21 protein-coding genes are annotated in these 24,148 nt (G+C 72.5%); 9 read left to right on the top strand and 12 right to left on the bottom strand.

What is annotated here, in order from left to right; all coding sequences use genetic code 11:
• Positions 1–44: 44 nt before the first annotated feature.
• Positions 45–1,046 (bottom strand): urea transporter, encoded by a 1,002-nt coding sequence (locus WAB15_RS09650; RefSeq protein ID WP_407285971.1) that lies wholly within the window; start codon positions 1,044–1,046, stop codon positions 45–47.
• A 72-nt stretch (positions 1,047–1,118) separates the two neighbouring features.
• Positions 1,119–1,775 carry a TetR/AcrR family transcriptional regulator gene (locus WAB15_RS09645; RefSeq protein WP_407285970.1) on the bottom strand — a complete coding sequence of 219 codons (657 nt, stop codon included), beginning with the start codon at positions 1,773–1,775 and terminating at the stop codon, positions 1,119–1,121.
• A 97-nt stretch (positions 1,776–1,872) separates the two neighbouring features.
• Between WAB15_RS09645 and WAB15_RS09640 the strand changes: the two genes are divergently transcribed.
• The gene (locus tag WAB15_RS09640) at positions 1,873–3,024 is read left to right on the top strand and encodes an acyl-CoA dehydrogenase family protein (protein WP_399144383.1); all 1,152 of its coding nucleotides are present in this window, start codon (positions 1,873–1,875) and stop codon (positions 3,022–3,024) included.
• 152 nt (positions 3,025–3,176) lie between these two features.
• Entirely contained in the window at positions 3,177–3,830 is a 654-nt protein-coding gene (locus WAB15_RS09635) for a TetR/AcrR family transcriptional regulator (RefSeq protein WP_399144529.1), read from the top strand.
• On the opposite strand, the gene WAB15_RS09630 is transcribed toward WAB15_RS09635, so the two are convergent.
• Positions 3,811–4,272 carry a MaoC family dehydratase gene (locus WAB15_RS09630; protein ID WP_399144382.1) on the bottom strand — a complete coding sequence of 154 codons (462 nt, stop codon included), beginning with the start codon at positions 4,270–4,272 and terminating at the stop codon, positions 3,811–3,813. The two genes, WAB15_RS09635 and WAB15_RS09630, sit on opposite strands and share 20 nt — an antisense overlap.
• A 188-nt stretch (positions 4,273–4,460) precedes the next feature.
• On the opposite strand from WAB15_RS09630, the gene soxR reads away from it, so the two are divergent.
• Entirely contained in the window at positions 4,461–5,018 is a 558-nt protein-coding gene (gene soxR / locus WAB15_RS09625) for a redox-sensitive transcriptional activator SoxR (RefSeq protein ID WP_407285969.1), read from the top strand.
• A gap of 54 nt (positions 5,019–5,072) precedes the next feature.
• Here soxR and WAB15_RS09620 read toward each other — a convergent pair whose 3' ends face one another.
• The 3 genes from WAB15_RS09620 to WAB15_RS09610 all read right to left on the bottom strand — a co-directional run bounded on the left by WAB15_RS09620 (position 5,073) and on the right by WAB15_RS09610 (position 9,152).
• Positions 5,073–6,515: an amidase gene (locus tag WAB15_RS09620; RefSeq protein WP_407285968.1), complete on the bottom strand. Its 1,443-nt coding sequence runs from the start codon at positions 6,513–6,515 to the stop codon at positions 5,073–5,075.
• A 203-nt stretch (positions 6,516–6,718) separates the two neighbouring features.
• Positions 6,719–8,128 (bottom strand): OFA family MFS transporter, encoded by a 1,410-nt coding sequence (locus WAB15_RS09615; protein WP_407285967.1) that lies wholly within the window; start codon positions 8,126–8,128, stop codon positions 6,719–6,721.
• Between the two features lie 409 nt (positions 8,129–8,537).
• The gene (locus WAB15_RS09610) at positions 8,538–9,152 is read right to left on the bottom strand and encodes a hypothetical protein (protein ID WP_399144378.1); all 615 of its coding nucleotides are present in this window, start codon (positions 9,150–9,152) and stop codon (positions 8,538–8,540) included.
• Between the two features lie 256 nt (positions 9,153–9,408).
• Between WAB15_RS09610 and WAB15_RS09605 the strand changes: the two genes are divergently transcribed.
• On the top strand, positions 9,409–12,237 hold the full coding sequence (locus tag WAB15_RS09605) for a penicillin acylase family protein (protein WP_407285966.1): 2,829 nt from the start codon (positions 9,409–9,411) through the stop codon (positions 12,235–12,237).
• Positions 12,238–12,382: 145 nt separating this feature from the next.
• Positions 12,383–13,405 (top strand): LysR family transcriptional regulator, encoded by a 1,023-nt coding sequence (locus WAB15_RS09600; protein WP_407285965.1) that lies wholly within the window; start codon positions 12,383–12,385, stop codon positions 13,403–13,405.
• 52 nt (positions 13,406–13,457) lie between these two features.
• On the opposite strand, the gene WAB15_RS09595 is transcribed toward WAB15_RS09600, so the two are convergent.
• Entirely contained in the window at positions 13,458–14,792 is a 1,335-nt protein-coding gene (locus WAB15_RS09595) for an MFS transporter (RefSeq protein ID WP_407285964.1), read from the bottom strand.
• Positions 14,793–14,980: 188 nt separating this feature from the next.
• Between WAB15_RS09595 and WAB15_RS09590 the strand changes: the two genes are divergently transcribed.
• Positions 14,981–15,460: a YfbM family protein gene (locus tag WAB15_RS09590; RefSeq protein ID WP_407285963.1), complete on the top strand. Its 480-nt coding sequence runs from the start codon at positions 14,981–14,983 to the stop codon at positions 15,458–15,460.
• On the opposite strand, the gene WAB15_RS09585 is transcribed toward WAB15_RS09590, so the two are convergent.
• Positions 15,450–16,739: an exo-beta-N-acetylmuramidase NamZ domain-containing protein gene (locus tag WAB15_RS09585; RefSeq protein ID WP_407285962.1), complete on the bottom strand. Its 1,290-nt coding sequence runs from the start codon at positions 16,737–16,739 to the stop codon at positions 15,450–15,452. The two genes, WAB15_RS09590 and WAB15_RS09585, sit on opposite strands and share 11 nt — an antisense overlap.
• Positions 16,740–17,000: 261 nt before the next feature.
• Between WAB15_RS09585 and WAB15_RS09580 the strand changes: the two genes are divergently transcribed.
• The 3 genes from WAB15_RS09580 (at position 17,001) to WAB15_RS09570 (ending at position 20,196) form a co-directional block, all read left to right on the top strand.
• Positions 17,001–17,771: an SDR family oxidoreductase gene (locus WAB15_RS09580; protein ID WP_407285961.1), complete on the top strand. Its 771-nt coding sequence runs from the start codon at positions 17,001–17,003 to the stop codon at positions 17,769–17,771.
• A gap of 130 nt (positions 17,772–17,901) precedes the next feature.
• Entirely contained in the window at positions 17,902–19,563 is a 1,662-nt protein-coding gene (locus tag WAB15_RS09575; RefSeq protein ID WP_399144371.1) for an AMP-binding protein, read from the top strand.
• A 27-nt stretch (positions 19,564–19,590) separates the two neighbouring features.
• Positions 19,591–20,196: a TetR/AcrR family transcriptional regulator gene (locus tag WAB15_RS09570; RefSeq protein WP_407285960.1), complete on the top strand. Its 606-nt coding sequence runs from the start codon at positions 19,591–19,593 to the stop codon at positions 20,194–20,196.
• Between the two features lie 76 nt (positions 20,197–20,272).
• On the opposite strand, the gene WAB15_RS09565 is transcribed toward WAB15_RS09570, so the two are convergent.
• The 4 genes from WAB15_RS09565 to WAB15_RS09550 form a co-directional block, all read right to left on the bottom strand.
• Positions 20,273–21,505, bottom strand: a complete 1,233-nt coding sequence (locus WAB15_RS09565; protein WP_399144369.1) for an acyl-CoA dehydrogenase family protein — start codon at positions 21,503–21,505, stop codon at positions 20,273–20,275.
• Between the two features lie 7 nt (positions 21,506–21,512).
• Entirely contained in the window at positions 21,513–22,565 is a 1,053-nt protein-coding gene (locus WAB15_RS09560; protein ID WP_399144368.1) for a phosphotransferase family protein, read from the bottom strand.
• A gap of 160 nt (positions 22,566–22,725) precedes the next feature.
• Positions 22,726–23,655 carry an MBL fold metallo-hydrolase gene (locus tag WAB15_RS09555; protein ID WP_399144367.1) on the bottom strand — a complete coding sequence of 310 codons (930 nt, stop codon included), beginning with the start codon at positions 23,653–23,655 and terminating at the stop codon, positions 22,726–22,728.
• A 130-nt stretch (positions 23,656–23,785) separates the two neighbouring features.
• A complete protein-coding gene (locus tag WAB15_RS09550; RefSeq protein ID WP_399144366.1) occupies positions 23,786–24,148 on the bottom strand; it encodes a DUF202 domain-containing protein in 363 nt (120 codons plus the stop codon).

The raw sequence follows: 24,148 nt of genomic DNA, 5'->3' as shown, positions 1-24,148 counted from the left end.
GGACGACCGACCCGGACGACCTGACGGCGGCACCCGGCGGCGGCTCATCCCCCCGCCGGGTCCGCCGCCGCGGGCATCCTCTCCACCCTGCGCAGCCGGGGAAAGGCCGGTGCCGCCGTCAGGAAGGCCAGCGAGACCAGGACGAACGGCCAGGTGAAGGCGTGGCCGCCGGACGGTGCGAAGACGGCGGCCAGCGCCGGGGTGAGCACCGTCGCGGCGGCGGCGCCGGCCATCGCGTACGCCAGGCTCCAGCCGTCCGCGACGAGGAAGACCCCGCACAGCGCCATCGCGACCAGCACGGCGTTGTAGCCCAGCGCACCCTCGGCCACCTGCTCGGCGGGTGCGCCCAGGGCCCATGCGGTGCAGATGCCGACGGCGCTGCCGACGCAGGCCAGTGCGCCCGCCCGCCGGCAGGCGACGAAGACGCCGGCCAGGAAGATCAGGCCGACGTACCACTGCGGCATGAAGAAGATCTGCCCGACGTTGGCGAAGAAGGCGTGCCAGAGGTCGGAGAAGGTGAGGGCGGCGGGGCCGACGGCCGGGCGGGGCAGCGCGGCCGGACCCGCGTCCTGGTGCCAGACCCTTTGGAATCCCGGCGCGGCGATGGTCAGCGCGCTGGCCGTCAGACAGAACGGCAGGGTGAAGGCCGGCAGGTCCCAGGTGGCCAGTATCCGCGCGGCGGCACCGGTCAGTACGGTGACCACCGCGCTCCCGGCCAGGGCGAGCAGGGCGGTGGAGGGGCGGTCGGCGCCGAGGAACACCGCACAGCCGACCGCCACCAGGCAGGCGTTGAACCCTTCGAGGCCCGCGGTGATCCGGCCCCGGTCCACGCCCAGGAAGCGGGCGGTGGCGGTGCCGACGGCCGTGCCTGTCAGGCCGTAGAGCCCGTAGCCCCAGCCCGCCGCGAACAGGCCGATCGAGAACACCGCGCCGGTCAGTGCGTTCGGCAGGAAGTCGACCTGCGCCTGGCCGCGCAGCACCTCGATGACGAACCGTCCGTAAGGCGTCTGAAAGGGGCCGTTGATGGCCGTGCCCCACTGGCGCACGCCGCCTCCTGTTTCCCGCACCGCGCCCCTGCCCGCCAGAGGCTGGTGCACTTTACAGCCGGCGGGCGGCGCTCAGGAGTGCGTGGGGTCGGGCGGCGGTGCGAGCTCGGGGTGCTGCAGCGCCAGGCCGTCCACCAGGGCGCGCAGACCGGTCTCGAACGCGCCCTCGTCCACCTGGCGCTGGTGCTCCGCGAGCAGATGCGCCTGGCCCAGGTGTGGATAGTCGGCGGGGTCGTACGCGCTCGGGTCGTCCACGAAGCCGCGGGCGAACGAGCCCAGTGCGGAGCCGGCCACGAAGTAGCGGACCATCGCGCAGACCCGGGTGGCCTGTGCGGGCGGCCAGCCCGCCTCGACCATGCCGCCGAACGCCGCGTCGGCCATCTTCAGCCCGGCCGGGCGCCGGCCCGGCCCCTGGGCCAGGAACGGCACGATGTGCGGATGGGCGGCGAGCGCCGCGCGGTAGGAGCGGGCCCAGTCCAGCAGCCCGGTGCGCCAGTCCGCACCCTGCTCGAAAGTCGACACATCGACCTTGGCGATGACCGTGTCGGCGACCGCGTCGAGGATCTCGTCCTTGGTCGTGAAGTGGTTGTACAGGGAGGGCCCGCTCACGCCCAGCTCCGCCGCCAGCCGCCGGGTCGACAGCGCCGGCAGTCCTTCGGAGTCGATCAGCTGCAGCGCCGTGGAGACGATGCGCTCGCGGCTCAGCAGGGGCTTGCGGGGTCGGGCCATGGCGCACATAGTAGAGGCGCCCAGCAAAAACTAGCAGTGCTAATTAATGGCGCGCGACGAAGGTGCGCGGCACTGCTCTTGGTCAGGAGGGGGCCGGATGGATCTGGAGCTCAGTGCGGAGCAGGCCGCGGCGCGGCGGCTCGCCGGGGACTTCGTCGACCGCGAGGTCGCGCCGTACGCCGCCGCCTGGGACCGCGCGGAGAAGGTCGACCGCGGCATCGTCCGAAAGCTCGGCGACCTCGGCTTCCTCGGGCTCACCGTTCCGGAGGAGTACGGCGGTTCCGGCGGCGACCACCTCTCCTACGTCCTGGTGACCGAGGAGCTGGGCCGGGGCGACTCCGCGGTGCGCGGCATCGTCTCCGTCTCGCTCGGCCTGGTGGCCAAGACCATCGCCTCCTGGGGCGAGGAGCGGCACAAGCGGGAGTGGCTGCCGCGGCTGACCTCGGGCGAGGCGGTCGGCTGCTTCGGACTGACCGAGCCGGGCACCGGCTCCGACGCGGCGCAACTCGCCACCCGGGCGGTCCGCGACGGGGACGACTACATCGTCGACGGCGCCAAGATGTTCATCACCAACGGCACCTGGGCCGATGTGGTGCTGCTCTTCGCCCGCACCGGCGACGCCCCGGGGCATCAGGGCATCAGCGCCTTCCTCGTGCCGACCGACAGCCCCGGCCTGACGCGTCGCGAGATCCACGGGAAGCTGGGGCTGCGCGGCCAGGCCACCGCGGAGCTGGTGCTGGACGGCGTACGGGTTCCGGCCGCCGCGATGCTGGGCCCCGAGGGCAAGGGCTTCTCGGTGGCGATGTCCGCGCTGGCCAAGGGGCGGATGTCGGTCGCCGCCGGCTGTGTGGGCATCGCCCAGGCCGCACTGGACGCCGCGATCGGCTACGCGGGCCAGCGCGAGCAGTTCGGCAAGCCGATCGCCCGGCATCAGCTGGTGCAGGAGCTGATCAGCGATATCGCGGTGGACGTGGCCGCCGCGCGGCTGCTGACCTGGCGGGTGGCCGATCTCATCGAGCGCGGTGAACCGTTCGCCACCGCCGCCTCCCAGGCCAAGCTGTTCGCCTCCGAGGCCGCGGTGCGCGCCGCCAACAACGCGCTCCAGGTCTTCGGGGGCTACGGCTATATCGACGAGTACCCGGTGGGCAAGCTGTTGCGCGACGCCCGGGTGATGACCCTCTACGAGGGCACCAGCCAGATACAGAAGCTGGTGATCGGCCGTGCGCTGACGGGGGTCTCCGCGTTCTGACCCCGTTGTGCGGGCGCCTGGCCGCTTTCCGCGGCCCCCGGGCCTGTCCGGTCCCGCCACCGGACAGGCCCTAAGCGCTTGCTCAGTAGCGCGGTATGGTGTTCGATCCGTCCAAGGAACGTCCCTGGCGGATCGAGGAGCGGGGTGCGGCGATGGGTGCGGCGGCGGAGCAGGCTGCGGAGGAGAACCAGGAGTGGGCCGGGGTGACCCCGGACGCCGCGCGGCGGCTGGTCGGCGCCGCCGTCGAGGCGTTCGCCGAGCGCGGCTACCACGCCACCACCACCCGCGACATCGCCGGCCGGGCCGGGATGAGCCCGGCGGCCCTCTACATCCACTACAAGACCAAGGAAGAGCTGCTCTACCGCATCAGCGGCATCGGCCACGAAAAGGCCCTGCGCATCATGGGCGCCGCCGCCGAGGCCGAGGGCAGCGCCACCGAGCGGCTGCGCGACGCGGTGCGCACCTTCGCCCGCTGGCACGCCGAGCACCACACCACCGCCCGGGTCATCCAGTACGAACTCCAGGCGCTGAGCCCCGAGCACTACACCGAGATCGCCGGTCTGCGCCGCCGGACGGACCATCTGCTGCGGCAGATCATCCAGGACGGTGCGGACAGTGGGGAGTTCCGGGCCGACGACGTACCGGGCACCACCCTGGCGGTGCTGTCGCTGTGCGTGGACGTCGCCCGCTGGTTCTCGGCGGACGGCCGGCGCACCCCCGACGAGGTCGGCGCGCTCTACGCCGACCTCGTGCTGCGGATGGTGGGCGCCGACCCGGCGGGCTCCGCTACAGGTAGAAACGGCTGACCGACTCCGCGACGCACACCGGCTTGTCGCCGCCCTCGCGCTCGATCGTCACCACCGTGGTGAGCTGCACGCCGCCCTTCACCTCGGCGACGTCGGCGATCTTCGCCGTGGCGCGCAGCCGCGAGCCGACCGGCACGGTGGCCGGGAAGCGCACCTTGTTCGTGCCGTAGTTGATCCCCATCTTCACGTTGTCGACCCGCATCAGCTGCGGTACGAAGGCGGGCAGCAGCGACAGCGTCAGATAGCCGTGCGCGATGGTGGTGCCGAACGGGCCGGCCGCGGCCCGCTCCTGGTCCACGTGGATCCACTGGTGGTCGCCGGTGGCGTCCGCGAAGAGATCGACCCGCTTCTGGTCGACCTCCAGCCAGTCGCTGGTGCCCAGCTCCTCGCCGACCGCGGCCCGCAGCTCGTCGAGCGACGCAAACACTCGGGGCTCTGCCATCTCCGTCTGCCTCCTTGGGATCCACCTACGCCGCCGTGCACCGGGTGCCGCCGTCGCACACCGGGCCGACGCTTACTAAGCGCTTGCTCAGCATGCGGAGTGCGGGTACCCGCTGTCAACGCTTGCGGACACCACCTGGCGGAGGGCTGGCCCGCCAGGGGTTACGGGCCGGCCCGTAGGCTGGAAAGGTGCCCCAGCTTCCGTTCAAGGTTCATGAGCTCTCCGTCGGCCAGCTCTCCGCGCGCAGCGGCGCCGCGGTGTCCGCGCTGCACTTCTACGAGTCCAAGGGGCTGATCAGCAGCACCCGGACGGCGGGCAACCAGCGCCGCTACTCCCGGGACGCGCTGCGCCGGGTCGCCTTCGTCCGGGCGGCGCAGCGGGTCGGGATCCCGCTCGCGGTGATCCGGGACGCACTGGCGGAGTTGCCGGACGAGCGCACCCCCAACCGCGACGACTGGGCCCGGCTCTCCCAGGTGTGGCGCTCCGAGCTGGACGAGCGGATCAGCCAACTCGTCGAGCTGCGCGACCGGCTGACCGACTGCATCGGCTGCGGCTGCCTCTCGCTGGAGAAGTGCGCGCTGTCCAACCCCTACGACAACCTCGGCGAGCAGGGGCCCGGCGCCCGGCGGCTGCGGGTCGACCGGGGCGCCAAGGACCCGGAGCCCGCACCGCCCGGTCCCAAGGACCCGTCGCCGTGCCAGGAGGCCGTGCCGTCGTCCTGCGGCCCGGAGGGGGCGCCGGGCTGAGCGCGAGCGCGCCCGCCCCACGGCGGGACGGGCGCGGACGGTCTCAGCCCGCGCTCACCACAGGGCCGGCTTGCGGGCCGCCCACGGGCGGGCCTGCTCCAGCTGTGCGGACAGCGCGATCAGCGTCGCCTCGTCGCCGTACCTGCCGGCCAGCATCACACCGATGGGCAGCCCCTCGGAGTTCCAGTGCAGCGGGACGTTCACCGCGGGCTGACCGGTGGCGTTGCAGAGCGCGGTGAACGGGGTGAAGCCGCCGAGGGCGGCGAACTCGGCCTGCGGATCGGCGTCGTTGCGCAGTGCGCCGACGGCCACCGGGGGCGTCGCCAGGGTCGGTGAGAGGATCACGTCGTAGCCGGTGCCCGGCGGCATCAGGCCGTCGGCGAGGGACTGGGCGAGCATGCGGAAGGCGTACATCGAGCGCGCGAACTCCGTGCCGGAGACCTGGCCGCCGCGCTCGCGCAGATAGCGGGTGAGCGGCATCAGCAGCTCCTCGCCCTCCGGCGGGACCGGCTGGTTCGCGGCCATCACGGACCAGACACGGGTGAAGGCCTCGCGGATCGAGTCGTCGGACGGCAGCGCGAGCTGCTCGACCTCGTGGCCGAGACCGGTCAGCAGCGCGGCGGTGTCCTCGGCGGCCGTGCGGCAGTCGGGGTGGATCTCGACGCCCGGGATGGGCGCCCCGGTCAGGCAGGCGATCCGCAGTCGCCCGGGGTCGCGCAGGGCGCAGGAGGCGAAGGTCTCGCCGGGCGGCAGCGACGGCGCCGCGTACGGGTCGCCGGGCATCGTGCCCGCCATGACGTCCAGCAGGGTGGCCGCGTCGGCGACCGTACGGGCCAGTGGGCCGGAGGTCGCGAGTCCCGTGATGTCGTGCATCAGCGGGCCGCCGCTGATCCGGCCGCGGCTGGGCTTGATGCCGTACAGCCCGCAGACCGACGCCGGGATACGGATCGAGCCGCCGCCGTCGCTGGCGTGCGCGACGGGGGCCAGGCCGCCGGCGACCGCCGCGGCCGCGCCGCCGCTGGAGCCGCCCGCCGAGCGCGCCAGGTCCCAGGGGGTGCGGGCGGGCGGGGCGAAGCCGTTCTCGGTGTAGCAGGGCAGCCCGAATTCGGGGGTGTTGGTCTTGCCGAGCAGGATGGTCCCGCCCGCCCGCAGCTTGCCCGTGACATGGTCGTCGATCGCCGGCACGTTCTCGGCCAGCGCCCGCGAGCCCATCGTGCAGCGCACCCCGGCGACCTGCTGGAGGTCCTTCATGGGGACCGGGACGCCGTGCAGCGGCGGCAGTTCGCGGCCCTCACGGCGGGCCGCTGCGGCCTCGCTCTCGGCCTCCGCGGCCTGCTTGCGGGCGATCTCCGGGGTACGGGTGATGAAGGCACCCAGTGTGTCGTCGAGCCGATCGATCCGCGCGAGGTAGTGCTCGGTCAGCTCCACGGGGGAGAGCTCACCGGACCGGATCCCCTCGGCCTGTTCGAGCGCGGACAGATCGTGTAGCTCGGCCATGGACGTCTCCCTCCTACAGGTGCCCGCGCGGCCCTGGTGCCGTACGGGTGCGGGGGCCGGTGCCCGCGCCGGGGGCGCTGCCGGTGCGGGTGGTCAGCCCGTGAACAGTTGTTTCAGCTTGAGGGTGAGTTCGTAAAGGCCGTACAGGAAGGGGACGGCCACCCACAGCCAGACCAGGACGAGGAGGAGGGTGCGGGGGGCGGTCACTGCTCGGCTCCCTTCGCGTCGGCGGGCGCGGGCGCGGACCCGGTCGCGGCGCGGCGGCCGGCGGCCAACTGCTCGTCGGAGGCGGGTGGTTGGTGGTGTCGGGGGTGCACGGGGCGGACCAGCTCGTTGGCGACGAAGCCCACGGCCAGCAGGCCGATCATGATGAAGAAGGAGGTGGAGTACAGGTCCGGACCGCTGCGGCCGGCCGCCTTCCGGCTGTCGGCGACGGCGTTGACGATCAGCGGGCCGAGCACGCCCGCGGTGGACCAGGCCGTCAGCAGCCGACCGTGGATCGCACCCACCTGATACGTGCCGAACAGGTCCTTCACATACGCCGGGAGGGTGGCGAACCCGCCGCCGTAGAAGGACAGGATCACCGCCGCGCAGACGATGAACAACGGCTTGGAAGCATCGCCGGCCAGCGCGATCAGCAGATACATCAGGGCGCCGACGCCGAGGTAGAGCCGGTAGGCGTGTCTGCGGCCGGCCAGGTCGGAGGCCGAGGACCAGACGATCCGGCCGAGCATGTTGGCCAGCGAGAGCAGGCCCACGAAGCCGGCCGCGGCCGATGCGCTCACCGGTGCCGCGGTGCGGGCGAAGAAGTCGGAGACCATCGGGGCGGCCTTCTCCAGGATGCCGATGCCCGCCGTGACGTTCATGCAGAGGATGACCCACAGGCACCAGAACTGCGGGGTGCGCAGCGCGTCGCGGGCCGAGACCCGGGCCGTGGTGACCAGCGGCCGGGCCGCCGAGGCGCCCGCGGCCGGCCGGCCCGGCGGCCGCCAGCCGTCGGCGGGGACCCGCACCAGCACCACGCCCAGGGACATGAACACCGCGTAGGCCAGGCCCATGACCAGGAAGGTCCGCGCGATTCCGGACGTGTCCGAACCCAGGGCGGCGAGCAGTCGAGTGGACCAGGGCGAGGCGATCAGCGCGCCGCCGCCGAAGCCCATGATGGCGATGCCGGTGGCCATCCCGGGGCGGTCGGGGAACCACTTGATGAGGGTGGAGACGGGGGAGATGTAGCCGATGCCCAGGCCGATGCCGCCGATGACGCCGTAGCCGAGGACGATCAGCCAGTACCGTCCGGTGGCGGCGCCGAGGGCGGCGACGAGTAAGCCGCTGCAGAAGCAGAGGGCCGAGACGGACATTGCCCAGCGCGGGCCGTTGCGTTCGACGAGCGTGCCCCCGAACGCGGCGGACAGCCCGAGCATCACGATGGCCAGCTGGAAGGGGAGCGCGGAGGCCGTCCCGGACAGCTTCAGGGCGGACTCCAGGGACGGTTTGAACACGCTCCAGGCGTACGCCTGTCCGATGGCGAGATGGATGGACAGGGCGGCGGGCGGGACGAGCCACCGGCTCCACCCCGGAGGGGCGACGATGCGTAAACGGGCGGGCGCGCTCATGCGGCGGAACGTACCTCGTCGGTCACCCTCCGGGAAGGCCGCACGCCGAAGTCGCCGCTGCGCGCACCAATGCGGCGTTGCCGTCCGCCGGGGTGCCGTCGGGCATCAGGAGGGTGTCCTCGATGCCGAGACCGCCTCGGCGTGCTCCTCGGCCGAGAGGGAGTCACGGCCGCACGGGGTCTCGGGGTGGACGTGGACGTCCTCGGCGCCGGCCGCCACCGCCTGCCGCGCCGCCTAGGCGAGCACCGCCGGCGACCTCGGCACCGCGCCCGAATCGGCCGCGGTCCGCGGTCCGTTGAGACATACCGGCAACATGCCTTCGATGATGGCACCGGGGTCCGACAACGACTTCGGCCGCGGTGCCGGACCGGGGCGCTCCTACGGCGGCAGGCGGCGGCGGCCGCCGGGCTCAGGCCGCGGCGAAGGCCCCCGCCCCGTGGGCCCGGCCCGCCGAGGTCAGCGCCTCACGGGTCAGCACCGACACCGGGGCCAGCACCCCGCACTGCCGGCAGGCCGGCCCGGGCGCCGGCGCTTCGGCGGTCTCCGGGAGCCAGGCGAAGTGCCTGCCGCCGCACACCGGGCAGTCCTGGCGCGGCCGCCCCGTCTCCATCGCCACGATCATGCGGCGCAGCACCACCGCGAGCCGGGCCGCCGGGTGCCGCTGCGGAGACTCGCACGGCACGATGTCGCAGCCGCCCCAGGTCCGCCGGTGCCAGTCGTCGATCGCGCTGGGCTGCCGGATGCCGTCGTGCTTCTCCTTGCGGCGCCGGGCGGCGAACTCCTCCTCGTACGCGAGCCAGAGGGCGCGGGCCTCCTCCAGCTCGGTCAGCGCGGCGATCAGCCGCTCCGGGTCCGGATCGCGGTCCTGGGTCGCGATACCGGCCCGGGTGCACAGATGGTGCCAGGTCGCCCGGTGTCCGTAAGGGGCGAAGCGTTCAAGGCACTTGCGCAGGGCGGTGCGCCGCTGAGCTGCGACGAGTCGTGGATTGCGGACCTGTTCTGCGAGGGCTCTGAAACCGGCCATTTCATCCCACCTCCGGGGGGAGGACCCGACTGGACGGGGATGGGACGTAGCCGGCCGCCGCCTGGATCCATCGAACTTTCGTGCGGTTCGCCGGTGTCGCGGTGAGATGTCACGTCCGTGGCGGCCGTTGCGCCTGTGGGGAAGGGGAAAAGATGACTGTTGCTCATCTTCCCGCCAGGGATAACCGCCGGTAACGTCCCGCCCACCCTCCCCCGAGTTCGTGAGGAGCAGGGGGGACCCCCATCGAGGAGCAGGGATGCGACGACGTACCGGAAGGCTCAGGACCGCCGCGGCGGCAGCCCTGTTCGCCTTGGGTGCCACGGTCTTGGCACCACCCCCCACCGCGGCCGCCGCGCGGAACCCCGACCAGGCTGCCCATGACTACTGCGAAGGCCGGTGCGCCGACATCCTGCCGCCCGGCGCCACCGGCAACGCCACCCTGGTGGAGATCCTCGGCAACAAGCTGTTCGGCACCCACCCCGAGCACTCCACCGACCAACTCGCCCCGTACGGCGCGCTGGCCGGCGGCTACCAGTCGCTCACCGACGACACCCTCACCCAGTTCTTCAACGACGCCTCCTTCGGCGTCCCCGACGGCCAGGTCGGCAAGGTCACCGCGCCCCGCGACGACGTGACCATCACCCGCGACAAGAAGACCGGCGTCCCGCACATCAAGGGCACCACCCGCTACGGCACCGAATTCGGCGCCGGATACGCCGCGGGCCAGGACCGGCTCTGGCTGATGGACCTCTTCCGCCACATCGGCCGCGGCGAGCTGACCTCCTTCGCCGGCGGCGCGCTCGCCAACCAGGGCCTGGAGCAGCAGTTCTGGCCGCAGGCGCCGTACACCGAGAAGGACCTCCAGCAGCAGGTCGACTACATCAGGGACCACAACGGCGAGCGCGGCAAGCAGGCCATGGCCGACGCGCAGGCGTACGTCGACGGCATCAACGCCTACCGGGAGCAGTCCAAGAACGGCCGCTACTTCCCCGGCGAGTACGTGCTCACCGGGCATATCGACGCGATCACCAACGCCGGTGAGATCGCGCCCTTCAAGCTCACCGACCTGATAGCGCTGGCCTCCGTGGTCGGCGGCCTCTTCGGCAACGGTGGGGGCGGCGAGGTCACCAACGCCCTGTCCCTGCTCGCCGCCCAGCAGAAGTACGGCGCCGAGAAGGGCACCGAGGTCTGGGAGTCCTTCCGGGAGCGCAACGACCCCGAGGCGGCCAAGACCCTGCACGACGGCAGCAGCTTCCCGTTCGCCGTCAAGCCGGCCAAGGCCGAGGGCACGGCGCTGCCGGACCGCGGCTCGGTCACCCCCGAGCCGCTGGTCTTCGACCGCACCGGCGCGGCGACCACCAAGAGCGGCACGCCGCCGCGGGACCCGGTCGCGGCCCCGAAGAAGTTCCGCAAGCTGGAGGGCCTGTTCAAGGACGGGGTGCTGCCCAAGGGCAGCTTCAACCCCAACCAGCGCCGCGGGATGTCCAACGCCCTGCTGGTCTCCGGCAAGCACACCGCCGGCGGGAACCCGGTCGCCGTCTTCGGCCCGCAGACCGGCTACTTCGCGCCCCAGCTGCTGATGCTCCAGGAGATCCAGGGGCCCGGCATCAGCGCCCGCGGCGCCTCCTTCGCGGGCGTCGGGATGTACGTCCAGCTCGGCCGCGGCCAGGACTACGCCTGGAGCGCCACCTCCGCCGGCCAGGACATCACCGACACCTTCGCGGTCGACCTGTGCAACGCCGACGGCTCGCCGGCCACCAAGGACTCCACCTCCTACCGCTACCGCGGCTCCTGCGTCCCCATGGAGAAGCTGGAGCACACCAACTCCTGGAAGCCCACCATCGCCGACCCGACGGCGGCCGGCTCGTACCGGATGCAGGTCTTCAGGACCAAGTACGGGACCGTCACGCACCGCGCCACCGTCCGCGGCAAGCCCGTCGCCTACACCGCGCAGCGCTCCACCTACCGCCACGAGGCGGACTCGATCATCGGCTTCCAGATGTTCAACGACCCCTCCGCGGTACGCGACGCCAAGTCCTTCCAGAAGGCCGCCCAGCACATCGGCTACGCCTTCAACTGGTTCTACGCCGACTCCCGCGACACCGCGTACTACAACAGCGGCCTCAACCCGGTCCGCAACCCCGCCGTCGACCCGTCGCTGCCCATCACGGCGGACGACGCCTACGAGTGGCAGGGCTACGACCCCGCCACCAACACCACCGACTACACCCCGCCCGCCCAGCACCCGCAGTCCGTCAACCAGGACTACTACATCTCCTGGAACAACAAGCAGGCCGAGGACTACGACTCGGCCGGCTTCGGCAACGGCTCGGTGCACCGCGGCAACCTGCTGGACGACCGGGTGCGCGCGCTGACCAAGGAGGGCGGGGTGACCCGGGCCTCGCTGACCCGGGCGATGTCCGAGGCCGCCGTCACCGACCTGCGCGGTGAGGACGTGCTGCCCGAACTCCTGCGGGTCCTTGGCAGCAAGCCGGTCACCGACCCCCGGCTGAAGACCGCGGTCCAGCAGCTGCAGGCCTGGGCCAAGGACGGCGCCCAGCGCCGGGAGACCGCCGCCGGCTCGCACACCTACACCCACCCCGACGCGGTCCGGCTGATGGACGCCTGGTGGCCGCTGATGATCGAGTCCGTCTTCAAGCCGGGCCTGGGCGGCGACCTGTACGGCGCGCTGGGCGCCAACCTCGCCATCGACGAGTCGCCGTCGGCCGGCCACGGCCCGACCGGGGCGCACGCCGGATCGGCGTTCCAGTACGGCTGGTGGAGCTACGCGGACAAGGACCTGCGCTCGGTGCTCGGCGACAAGGTCCAGGGCCCGCTCGCCAAGCGCTACTGCGGCGGCGGCGACCTGTCCGCCTGCCGCGACACCCTGCTGGCGACCCTTGCGCAGGCGAACGGCAAGACGGCCGCGCAGGTCTACCCGGGCGACGCGAGCTGCAAGGCCGGCGACCAGTGGTGCGCGGACGCCATCATCCACCGCGCGGTGGGCAGGCTGACCCACGACACCATCAGCTGGCAGAACCGGCCGACCTATCAGCAGGTCGTGGAGTTCCCGGCACACCGTTAGACCGGTACCGGACACCGGTGGACGGGTACCGGACACGGTTTTCGGCGGGTGAAGGCCCCGGGGCGGGACCCCGGGGCCTTCGCATGCGTGCGCGGGTATGCTGCACAGTCCTGATTTCCGGGGAGGGAAAGCGAGTTGGGCGCGCATGGCCTTGTCAGGTCCGCAGCAGTACCCGCCGGAGCTGCTGGACACCACCATGGACCAGCTGCGCACACTGATCGTCGTCCATGAGACGGGTACCGCGCTGGGCGCCGCGCGCCGGCTGGGCCGCGAGCAGTCCAGCGTGCAGAAGCAACTGGACACCATGAACCGCACCTTCGCCGCACTGTGCGGCGAGGAGCTGGTGCTCAAACAGGGACGGGGGAGGGACGCCCTGTTCACCGCGACCGGCGAGGCGCTGGTCGACCTGGCACGGCGCACCCTCGGCGAGTGGTCGGACGGCGTACGCGACGCCCGCCGCCGGCTCGGCAGGACGCTCTCCGTCGGCACCACCCGCTACACCCTCGGCTTCCTGCTGGACGCGGTGGAACGCGTCCGCGAGGACTACGAACGCGACGACGTCGACCTCAAGGTCACTCACGTCCGCACCGGCGACCTCTTCACCAAACTGCGCTCCAAGGAACTCGACCTGGTCTGCGGCAGCGTCGTGGTCACCGAAGGCGCGGAGGCCGAACTACTGACCCCGTACGAGGTCATGGAGTGGCGCCGCAGCGGCCTGTCGCTGCTGACGAACCTGCCGCCGGAGCGGCTGCCCGGCACCTCCCTCGGCGCGAGCGACCTGCCCCGGCTGCCCCTGGTGATCTCGGCGCGCGGCCTCATCGGCCGCTTCCTGACCGCGTGGTACGGCCCCGACTACCGCCAGCGGCTGTCCGTCGCGGCCGAGATCGAGGCCGCGCACTACGGCTTCGAGCTGCTGCGCTCCGGGGTCGTCAGCGGGGCGATGCTGGTCACCCGGGGCATCGGGGAGGCGGCCGCGGACGGTCGCCTCCCGGAGGCCGGCGGGCTGCGCACCCTGGAGATCGTCGGGGAGATGGAGCCCCTGACCGAGGTGCTGGTCGGCGTCTTCACCCGGCGCGGGGAGCGGGCGTCGTATCCGCCCGGACACCCCCTCAACCTCCTGTGGGAGGCGCTGTCGAGGGAGAGCGGCCGGTGGTGGCTCAGCTCGTGAGGCCCGCGCCCCGGTCCGCCGGCACCCTACCTGGGGGCTTGGCGCCGGGCCCTCAGGCCAGTTCCCGCTCCCGGGTCTCCGGCAGCGCCAGGACGCACAGCAGCGAGACGACCGCCATGGCGCTCACATACCAGCCCACCGACGCGGAGCCGAACGCCGACTGGAGCCGGGTGGCGACCAGCGGCGCCACCGCGCCGCCCAGCACCCCGCCCAGGTTGTAGGCCAGCGAGGCGCCCGAGTACCGCACCGCCGTACCGAACAGCTCCGGCAGATACGCGCCCATCGGGCCGTACACCACGCCCATGCAGAACAGCGCGCCGCCGAGGCCGAGCGCGATCAGCGCCGGCTGCCGGGTGTCCAGCAGCGGGAAGAGCACCAGGCCCCACAGCACCGCAAGGCCGCTGCCCGCCAGGACCAGCCTGCGGCGGCCGGTGTGGTCGGAGCGGGTGGCGGCGAGCCAGGTGCCGGCGGCCAGGAAGAGGCAGGCGATCAGGGAGAGCCCCAGCATGGTGTTGCGGGAGACGCCCAGTTCACCGGTCGAGTAGGACAGGCAGTAGGTCGTCGCGGTGTAGAAGAGCCCGTACGCGACGATCATGCCGCCCGCGCCCAGCAGCAGTTCGCGCGGATGCCGGCGCAGCACATCGACCGCCGGGACCCTGCTGGCCTCCCGAGCGTCCATCACCCTCGCGAACACCGGGGTCTCGCTGATCTTCAGCCGTACGAACAGCCCGACGCCGACCAGCAGGAACGACAGCAGGAACGGCACCCGCCAGCCCCACGAGCGGAACGCCGCGTCGTCCAGCACGGACGACAGCAGCCAGAACACCCCGGTCGCCGCGAGGAATCCGACGGACGGGCCGAGCTGCGGGAAGGCGGCGTACAGCCCACGGCGCCCGCGCGGCGCGTGCTCGACCGCGAGCAGCGCGGCCCCGCCCCACTCGCCGCCCAGGCCGATGCCCTGCAGGAAGCGCAGCGCGATCAGCAGTAGTGGCGCCCAGACGCCCAAGGTGCCGTAGCCCGGCAGCAGTCCGACCAGCGCTGTGGACAGCCCCATCAGCAGCAGCGAGGCGACCAGCACGGACTTGCGGCCCACCCGGTCGCCGAAGTGGCCGAAGACCACCGACCCGATCGGCCGCGCGGCGAACGCCACCGCGTAGGTGGAGAACGCCGCCAGGGTGGCGTTGACCGGCGAGAGGGTCGGAAAGAACGCCTGGTTGAGGACGAGCGCGGCGGCCGTCCCGTAGATGTAGAAGTCGTAGAACTCGATGGCCGTCCCGATGAACGAGGCCACGGCCACCCGCCGCAGACTCTCGCCCCCGGCACCCGCACCGTCCGCCGCCGGCGCACCGTCCGCCGTCTTCTGTACCGCTGTCACGTCATTGTTCACCAGCGCACTTTCCTGGTCGGTGTACGAGGCAGTCAATACCCGAACGCGCCGTCCCGACACGTGAGACGGGCCGCCTCCAGCGCAGCTCGCCGCCGATCACGGCCCGTTGTCAGTGCCTCGTGGAACACTCGCCAGCGCCGTTCGAGTGAAGGATCGAACAGGTCGTATACCAAGGGGGATTGGCTGTCATGGGCGTGACCATCGGGTTCATCGGGGCGACGACGGAGGAGCTGGACAGGGCGGAGAGGGAGCCGAGTTGGGCCGACGAGTACATCTTCGAGCTGTACTCCGGCGACGACTTTCCGACTCGGCCCTATGGCGGCCCGGACAAGGCGTGGGCCGGCCTGCAGTTCCTGCTCGACGGGACGGAGGTGGATCTGGACTTCCTGATGGACGGGTCCCAGATCCTGGAGGACGGCACCCTGTTCGGGTGGTCCGCGGAGCAGATCGAGAGCGTGGCACGGCAGCTGAGGGCGACCCCGTGGGAGCGGTTGGCGGCCCATTACGACCCGGAGCGGATGACGAAGGAGGACGTGTACCCCAATACGTGGCGGTTCGACGCCGAGGGCGAGCTGAAGTGGCTGGAGCACGCCTACGAGGGACTCGTCGCCTTCTTCTCCGAGGCGGCCGAGGGCGGATACGGGGCGTTCATGAGCTTCAGCTTCTAGGCGACGGGTAGCGAAGACAGCGGGCGCGTACGGCGCGGAACTCGGCGAGATCCGCCTGCCAGGCGGCGACGATCTCGTCCGGCTCCGCGCCCGCGTCGATCATCTTGCGTACGGTCGACGACCCGGTCAGCCGGTCGATGCCGTTGTCCGGGCGCCAGGCGAAGCCGTCCCAGACCCGCTTCGCGGTCACCAGCAGCGCGATCCCGGTGCGCACCGGGTCGTACGCCTCCCGGTCGTGCACATGGAGCTGGACTCCGCCGATCGTCTTGCCCTGGAACTTGGAGAAGGTCGGCGCGAAGTAGGCCTCCCTGAAGTGCACGCCGGGTAGGCCGAGTTCGTTCGCGGCCGAGGCCCAGCGGCGGTCGATGCCGTCGGCGCCCAGCAGCTCGAAGGGGCGGGTGGTGCCGCGCCCCTCGGAGAGGTTCGTGCCCTCGAACAGGCAGGTGCCCGCGTAGACGAGGGCGGTGTCCGGGGTGGGCATGTTGGGGCTCGGGGGTACCCACGGCAGGCCCGTCGCGTCGTAGAAGTCGCCGCGCCGCCAGCCGGTCATCCGTACGGTCTCCAGCTCCACCGGCCGTCCGGCGGCCGCGGGGACGAACTCGTCGTTGAACAGCAGCGCCAGTTCCAGCACCGTCATGCCGTGCGCCTGGGAGATCGGCTCACGGCCGATGAAGGAGGCGTACGCCTTGTCCAGCACCGGGCCGGTGGCGAAGCGGCCGGTGACCGGATTCGGGCGGTCGAGGACGACGAAGCTCTTGCCGGCGAGGACGGCCGCGACCATGCAGTCGTAGAGCGTCCAGATGTAGGTGTAGAAGCGCGCGCCGACGTCCTGGATGTCGAAGACGACGGTGTCCACGCCGGAGGCGGTGAAGACGGCGGCCAGCTCCTTGCCGCTCTTGTTGTAGGTGTCGTAGACCGGCAGCCCGGTGGCGGGATCGTCGTAGCGGCCCTCGGAGCCGCCCGCCTGCGCGGTGCCGCGGAAGCCGTGCTCGGGGCCGAAGACGGCGGTCAGCCGCACCCGGTCGTCGGCGTGCAGGACGTCCACGATGTGCTCGGCCGTGCGGGTGATGCCGGTGGGGTTGGTGACGATGCCGACCCGCCGGCCGTCCAGGAGGCGGTAGCCGTCGGCGGCCAGGCGCTCGAAGCCGGTGTGCACCCGTCGCCCCCCGCCGGTCGCCGGCTCTGCCGCCCGTGCGGGCGGTGCGGCCGCGGTCAGTGCCGTGCCGGCCGCTCCGGTCGCCGCCAGATGCCCGAGCAGAACGCGTCTCGACAGAGCCATCCGCACACCTCCGTGTTCGGCGAAGCAGGGGAGCAGGATCCAACCGATGCGTGTCGTGTGCACGCTAGTGCGCCGGGCGCCGTTGGGGAACGGACCGGGCCGCGGCGATGGGGGCACCTCCCGCTCATGGGGGTCCCTCCGGTCGAGCGAGGTCGAGAGCGGGGGAGGAGCCGAGGGCGGGGGACGGGCTCTTCCGTCAGGACATACCGACTGGTTAGTCTGCCTGTCAGTCGAACCGATGCGACCGAGGGAGACCCAGCAGTGGAAGCCGTACGGGACAAGGCCGTCGTCGTGACCGGGGCGGGCGGGGGGATCGGCGCCGCCCTGGCCCGCCGGTTCGCCGCCGAGGGGGCCCGGGTCGTGGTCAACGACCTGGACGAGGCCAAGGCGAAGCACACCGCCGAGGAGATCGGCGCCCTCGTCGTCCCCGGTGACGCCTCCGCCGTCGTCCCGGCCGCCCGCGAGGCGCTCGGCGGCGCGATCGACGTCTTCTGCGCCAACGCCGGGGTCGGCACCGGGGGCGGGCCCGACGCGCCCGAGGAGGACTGGGCGCTGGCCTGGGACGTCAATGTCATGGCCCACGTACGGGCGGCGAAGGCGCTGCTCCCGGAGTGGCTGGAGCGCGGCCGGGGGCGCTTCGTGTCCACCGTCTCCGCGGCCGGCCTGCTCACGATGGTCGCCGCGGCCCCGTACAGCGTCACCAAGCACGGCGCGTACGCCTTCGCCGAGTGGCTCTCGCTGACCTACCGGCACCGCGGCATCGACGTGCACGCCATCTGCCCCCAGGGCGTACGCACCGACATGCTGGCCGCCACCGGAACCGCCGGGGAGCTGGTGCTGACCCCCACGGCCGTCGAGCCCGCGGACGTCGCCGACGCGCTGTTCACGGCGATCGAGCAGGGCCGCTTCCTGGTGCTGCCGCACCCGGAGGTCGCGGACTACTACGCCGCGCGGGCCACCGACCCCGACCGCTGGCTGGGCGGCATGAACCACCTCCAGCGGAAGCTGGAGCAGACGGAGGGACCCGCCTAGGGACCGAGGCCGGACTGGAGAACGAAGAAGGGGTGGCGGGCCGAGCGGGGCCCGGGCCGCCACCCCGCGTCACCCCAGGTGTTCCCCCGCAGGGATGATCAGGCGATCAGGAAGAAAGGGCCGCACCCCGATGACCTCCTACCAGGACAAGCCGTGGCTGGCACAGCTCACCGACGCCCAGCGCGCCCCCGTCCGGCCGCACCCCTCGATGCTGCACGCCTTCCGGGCCGCGGTCGGCCGCGCCCCCGACCGCACCGCGCTCGCCTACTTCGACGGCCGGCTGTCCTACGCCGAGACCGACGCGCTCTCCGACGGCATCGCCGCCCACCTCGCCGGGCGCGGGTTCCAGCGCGGCGACCGGGCCGCGGTCATGCTCCAGAACACCCCGCACTTCGTGCTCGCGGTGCTCGGCGTGTGGAAGGCCGGCGGGGTGGTCGTGCCCCTCAACCCCATGTACAAGTCCGCCGAGGCCCGGCACATCCTGAACGACGCCGAGGTCACCGCCGTCCTCTGCGCCGACCGCACCTGGGACGGCTATCTGCGCGCCACCGCCGCCGAGGCCCCGTCCGTACGGATCGCGCTGACCACCTGTGAACGGGAGTTGCAGACCCGCGACGACGCCCGGGTGCTGCGCGGCGAGCCGCTCGGGCCGCAGGAAGGGGCCGACGACCTGCTGACCGCCGCCCGCGCCGCCGGCCGACTGCGCGCGGTGCCCGCCGACCCGGAGCTCACCGCCGACGACCTCGCGCTGATCTGCTACACCTCCGGCACCAGCGGCACCCCCAAGGGCGCCACCAACACCCACGGCAACATCACCTACAACGCCGAACGCCAGCGCACCGGCCTGAGCCTGCCCGAGGGCGCCACCTACTTCGCGCTCGCCCCGCTCTTCCACATCACCGGCATGGTCTGCGAACTGGCCGCCTGCATCGCCGGCGCCGGCACCCTCGCGCTCGCCCACCGCTTCGAGGCGGGCGTCGTCCTGGACGCCTTCCTGGAGCACCGCCCCGCCTACACGGTCGGCCCCTCCACCGCCTACATGGCGCTGATGGCCCACCCCGACGTCACCCGCGACCACTTCGCGTCCTTCACGACGATGTCCTCCGGCGGGGCGCCGCTGCCGCCCGCCCTGGTCGAGAAGTTCCGCGCCGGCTTCGGCCCGTACCTCCACAACGGCTACGGCCTGACGGAGTGCACCGCGCCCTGCGCCAGCGTCCCCCCGGGCAGGCGGGCGCCGGTCGACGAGTCCTCCGGCACGCTCGCCGTCGGGGTGCCCGGCCCCGACACGGTCGTGCGGATCATCGGCGAGGACGGCCGGGACCTGCCGTTCGGCGAGCAGGGCGAGATCGCGGTGCGCGGCCCCCAGGTCGTCCCCGGCTACTGGCGCCGCCCCGACGCCACCGCCGAGGCCCTCCCGGACGGCGAACTGCGCACCGGCGACATCGGCTTCATGGACACCGACGGCTGGCTGTACGTCGTCGACCGCAAGAAGGACATGATCAACGCGGCCGGCTTCAAGGTGTGGCCGCGGGAGGTCGAGGACGTGCTCTACGGCCACCCCGCGGTGCGCGAGGCGGCGGTGGTCGGCGTGCCCGACCCCTACCGCGGCGAGACGGTCAAGGCGTATGTCAGCCTGCGTCCGGGGAAGGCTCCCGAGCCCGCCGAGCTGTCCGCCTACTGCAAGGAGCGGCTCGCGGCGTACAAATATCCCCGTGAGGTGGAGATCCTGGCCGAGCTTCCCAAGACCACGAGTGGCAAGATCCTCCGACGGGAGCTGCGCCACCGCGCATGACGTACGCACTAAGGACAGGTGAGGGCGATGGCCGGCACGAAGGACGGCAACGGCAACGGCGGCGCGAAGCCGGTGGCCCAGAGACTGCTGGCCACCGCCACCAAGCTCTTCGCGGAGCAGGGCTATGACCGCACCTCCGTCCAGGAGATCGTCGACGCGGCGGGCGTCACCAAGGGCGCCCTGTACCACTACTTCGGCTCCAAGGACGATCTGCTGCACGAGGTCTACGGCCGGGTCCTGCGGCTTCAGCAGGAGCGCCTGGACCACTTCGCGGACGCCGACGCACCGGTGGAGCGGCGGCTGCGCGACGCCGCCGCCGACGTCGTGGTCACCACCATCGAGAACCTCGACGACACCAAGATCTTCTTCCGCTCGATGCACCACCTCGGCCCGGAGAAGGACAAGCAGGTGCGCGCCGAGCGGCGGCGCTACCACGAGCGCTTCCGGGCCCTGATCGAGGAGGGCCAGCGCGCCGGGGTGTTCGCCGCCGGCATCCCCGCCGACCTCGTCGTGGACTACCACTTCGGCTCGGTGCACCACCTCGGCACCTGGTACCGCGAGGACGGCCCGCTCAGCCCGCAGCAGGTCGCCGACCACCTGGCGGACCTGCTGCTGCGCGCGCTGCGGCCCTGAGAGACGACGGACGGCGCCGAGGCCCCGCGGAACCACTCCCGCGGGGCTCGGCGCCGTCCGCTGCGCCGGCTGTCGCCTACAGGTACTTCTTGAGCTCACGGCGCGCCAGCGACCGCTGGTGCACCTCGTCCGGGCCGTCCGCCAGCCGCAGCGTCCGCGCGCCCGCCCACAGCTCGGCCAGCGGGAAGTCCTGGCTGACCCCGCCCGCGCCGTGCAGCTGGACCGCCTTGTCGAGGATGTCCACGACCGTGCGCGGGGTGGCGATCTTGATGGACTGGATCTCGGTGTGCGCGCCCTTGTTGCCGACGGTGTCCATCAGCCAGGCGGTCTTCAGCACCAGCAGCCGCAGCTGCTCCACCGCCACCCGGGCATCCGCGATCCACTCCTGCACCACCCCCTGCCGGGCCAGCGGCTTGCCGAAGGCCGTACGGGTCACCGCGCGCCGGCACATCAGCTCGATGGCGCGCTCGGCCATGCCGATCAGCCGCATGCAGTGGTGGATCCGGCCGGGGCCGAGCCGGGCCTGGGCGATGCCGAAGCCGCCGCCCTCCTCGCCGATCAGATTGCCCACCGGCACCCGTACGTCGTGGAAGAGCACCTCGGCGTGGCCGCCGTGCCAGTGGTCCTCGTAGCCGTAGACCTGCATGGCTCGCTTGACCTCGACGCCGGGGGTGTCGCGCGGCACCAGGACCATCGACTGCTGGCGGCGCGGGTCGGCGCCGTCCGGGTCGGTCTTGCCCATCACGATGAAGATCTGGCACAGCGGGTTCATCGCCCCGGAGATGTACCACTTGCGGCCGTTGATGACGTACTCGTCGCCCTCGCGCGCGATATGCGTCTCGATGTTGGTGGCGTCCGACGAGGCCACCTCCGGCTCGGTCATCGCGAACGCCGACCGGATCTCGCCGGCCAGCAGCGGCTCCAGCCACTGCTTTTGCTGCGCCTCGTTGCCGAACTGCGCCAGCACCTCCATGTTGCCGGTGTCCGGCGCCGCGCAGTTCAGCGCGGTGGGCGCCAACTGGGGGCTGCGGCCGGTGATTTCGGCCAGCGGCGCGTACTGGAGATTGGTCAGCCCGGCGCCGTGCTCGGCGTCCGGCAGGCTGTGCTCGTCTACAAAAAACAGGTTCCACAGGCCCTGCCGGCGGGCCTCGGCCTTGAGGTCCTCGACGATCGCGGGGGTGTCCCACGGCGAGGCGAGCGCGGCCCGCTGCTCACGGGCGGTCTCCTCGGCCGGGTACACATGCTCGTCCATGAACGCCAGGAGCTTGCCGCGCAGCTCCTCGGTACGGGCGTCGAATGCGAAGTCCATGGGTGCCTCAGCCTTCCTTGAGGGTGGTGAGTCCGCGGTCGATGAAGACGGGGACGAGTTCGCCGATCCGGTCGAACCCGGCGCCGACGGTCTGGCCGAGCGTGAAGCGGTAGTGGATGCCTTCGAGGATCACGGCGAGCTTGAACCAGGCGAAGGCCGTGTACCAGGCGATCGAGGAGGTGTCCCGGCCCGAGCCCGCGGCGTAGCGCTCGATCAGCTCCTCGGGGGCCGGGTGACCGGGCGCGCCGCTGGTGGTGCTCACCGGCGACTGCGGCAGGCCCAGATCCGAGCTGTACATCACCAGCAGCCCGAGGTCGGTCAGCGGATCGCCGAGCGTGGACATCTCCCAGTCCAGTACGGCCTTGATGCCGTCATCGGCACCGACCAGCACGTTGTCGAGCCGGTAGTCGCCGTGCACGACGGCCGGCGCGGGGGAGGCGGGCAGCGCCCGGCCCAGTGCCTGGTGCAGTTCCTCGATCCCCGGCAGATCGCGGTTCTTCGACGCGCTCAGCTGCTTGCCCCAGCGCCGCAGCTGACGCTCCAGGAAGCCCTCCGGACGGCCGAAGTCGCCGAGCCCGGCCGCCTCGGGGTCCACGGCGTGCAGCGCCACGAGCGTGTCGACCAGGGAGAGCACCACGGCGCGGGTGCGCTCGGGGCCGAGGGGGGCGAGCTGAGCGGCCGTGCGGTACGGGGTGCCCTCGACCAGCTCCATCACGTAGAAGGGCGCGCCGATCACCGACTCGTCCTCGCACAGCAGCAGGGTCTCGGGCACCGGCACCGGAGTGTCGTGCAGCGCGCTGATCACCCGGTGCTCGCGCCGCATGTCGTGCGCGGTGGCCAGGACGTGGCCGAGCGGCGGCCGGCGGACGACCCAGGAGGCCGTGCCGTCGGTGACGCGGTAGGTGAGATTGGACCGCCCGCCCTCGATCAGCTGCGCACGCAGCGGGCCGCCGGCCAGCCCCGGCCGCTCCCGGTCCAGGTGCGTGCGCAATCGGGCCAGGTCGAGGCCGGGAGGGTCCTCCCGGCCCGGGGCCTGAGGGGGAGGGGTGGCCTTGCTCATCGTGCTCCTCCGTTACGCAGTCGGCGGTCCATCGGTCGATCGCAGCCCCGATCATGCCGACTAGTCGGTATGGAGTCCAGTGCCGGTGCGTGGGGCGTCGGTCACGCACCGCCCCGGACGGGGGTTTTCCGCCACGTGGCCACCGCTCGCCCGCCGCCGCTCACGCGTGGCAGGCCACCGGCACCCCGCCGTTCATCGCCGTCATGTCGCCGAACCCCACCAGCGGGTCCAGCGGGGCGCCCGGCTCCCCGCCCGCCAGCTCCGCGTACGCGCGGTGCAGGTTCGCCACCAGCCGCTCGCTCTCCGCCAGCTCCGCGAACGGCCCCAGATCCGCGGCCCGGGCCACCTCCAGCGGGGTCCGCCCCGCCGCCCGGCCCTCCTCCGCCAGCTGTCCGACGAACCGCAGATAGCGCTCGATGACGTCGTAGACCTCGGGGCCGGACACGGGACCGTGCCCGGGGACGACGGTGTCGGCGCCCAGCGAGCGCAGCAGCTCGATGGCGCGCAGCGAGCCGGTCAGCGACCCCATGAAGACGAACGGGGTGCCGCCGTTGAAGACCAGGTCCCCGGCGAAGACGACGCGCTGCCGGGGCAGCCAGACGAGGGTGTCGCCCGGGGTGTGCGCCACGCCCGGGTGGATCAGCCGCGCCTCGATGCCGCCGACGTGCAGGGTCAGCTCGTCGGTGTACGTCACCTCGGGCGGGGTCAGGCGGATGTCGCCGTACTCCACCTGCGGCCACACCGCGTGCAGCTGGTGGCCGGCGGCCAGCAGCTCGCGGCGGCAGGCGGCGTGCCCGATGACCGTCGCCTCGGGCGCGAAGACGCCGTTGCCGTAGGTGTGATCACCGTGGTGGTGGGTGTTGACCACGGTGCGCGGCGCCGGCGCGCCGCTCTCCGCGATCCGCCGGCGCAAGCGCCGGGCCCGGCGCTCGGTGGCGGCGGTGTCCACCACCAGGGTGGCGTCGCCGTCGGTGAGGAAGCCGGCGTTGTTCAGGCACCAGCCGCCGTCCGGCTGGATGAAGGCGTGGACGCCGGCGGCGAGTTCGGTGAGGTACGGCTCCGCCGTGGTCGGTGCGCTCGCGTCTCCCATGCGGGTTCTGCCCCCTTGCTCGATGGTCCGTCACGACCCACCGGCGGGCCGCGACTTGGTCCGCTCCGGCGCCGTGAGGGTCGCGCTACGGTACCTCCGCCGCCGGCCTCGGCGGGGGCCCGGGGCGTCGTCAGCGGCCCGGCCGCACCAGTATCACCGCGCCGCACAGCGCCACCGCGAGCGTGCAGACGACCAGCAGCAGGGCGGTCCGCGGCGGCAGTCCCGGCGGGCGGCCGGTGGCCATCGCCCGCATCCGGCGGTGCGCGAGCGCCATGAAGGCGAGCCACAACAGCCCCATCAGCACTGCCAGCACCGCCTCCACCGGTCCGGGCGCCTGACCGTGGAGCAGTTGGCGGCCGGCCAGCACCGCCATCGCGGTGGCGGACAGCGTCGTACGTCGCCAGGCCAGTCGGGTCCGTTCCGGCTGCAGCCCGGGATCCCGGTCGCGCGCCGGACGCGGCCCCGGCCCGCCCGGCAGCGCTCCGCCGGCCAT

It is taken from the genome of Streptomyces sirii, from assembly GCF_045690365.1.
GTDB classification, from domain to species: domain Bacteria; phylum Actinomycetota; class Actinomycetes; order Streptomycetales; family Streptomycetaceae; genus Streptomyces; species Streptomyces sirii.
This window is presented reverse-complemented; position numbering and strand designations above follow the sequence as displayed.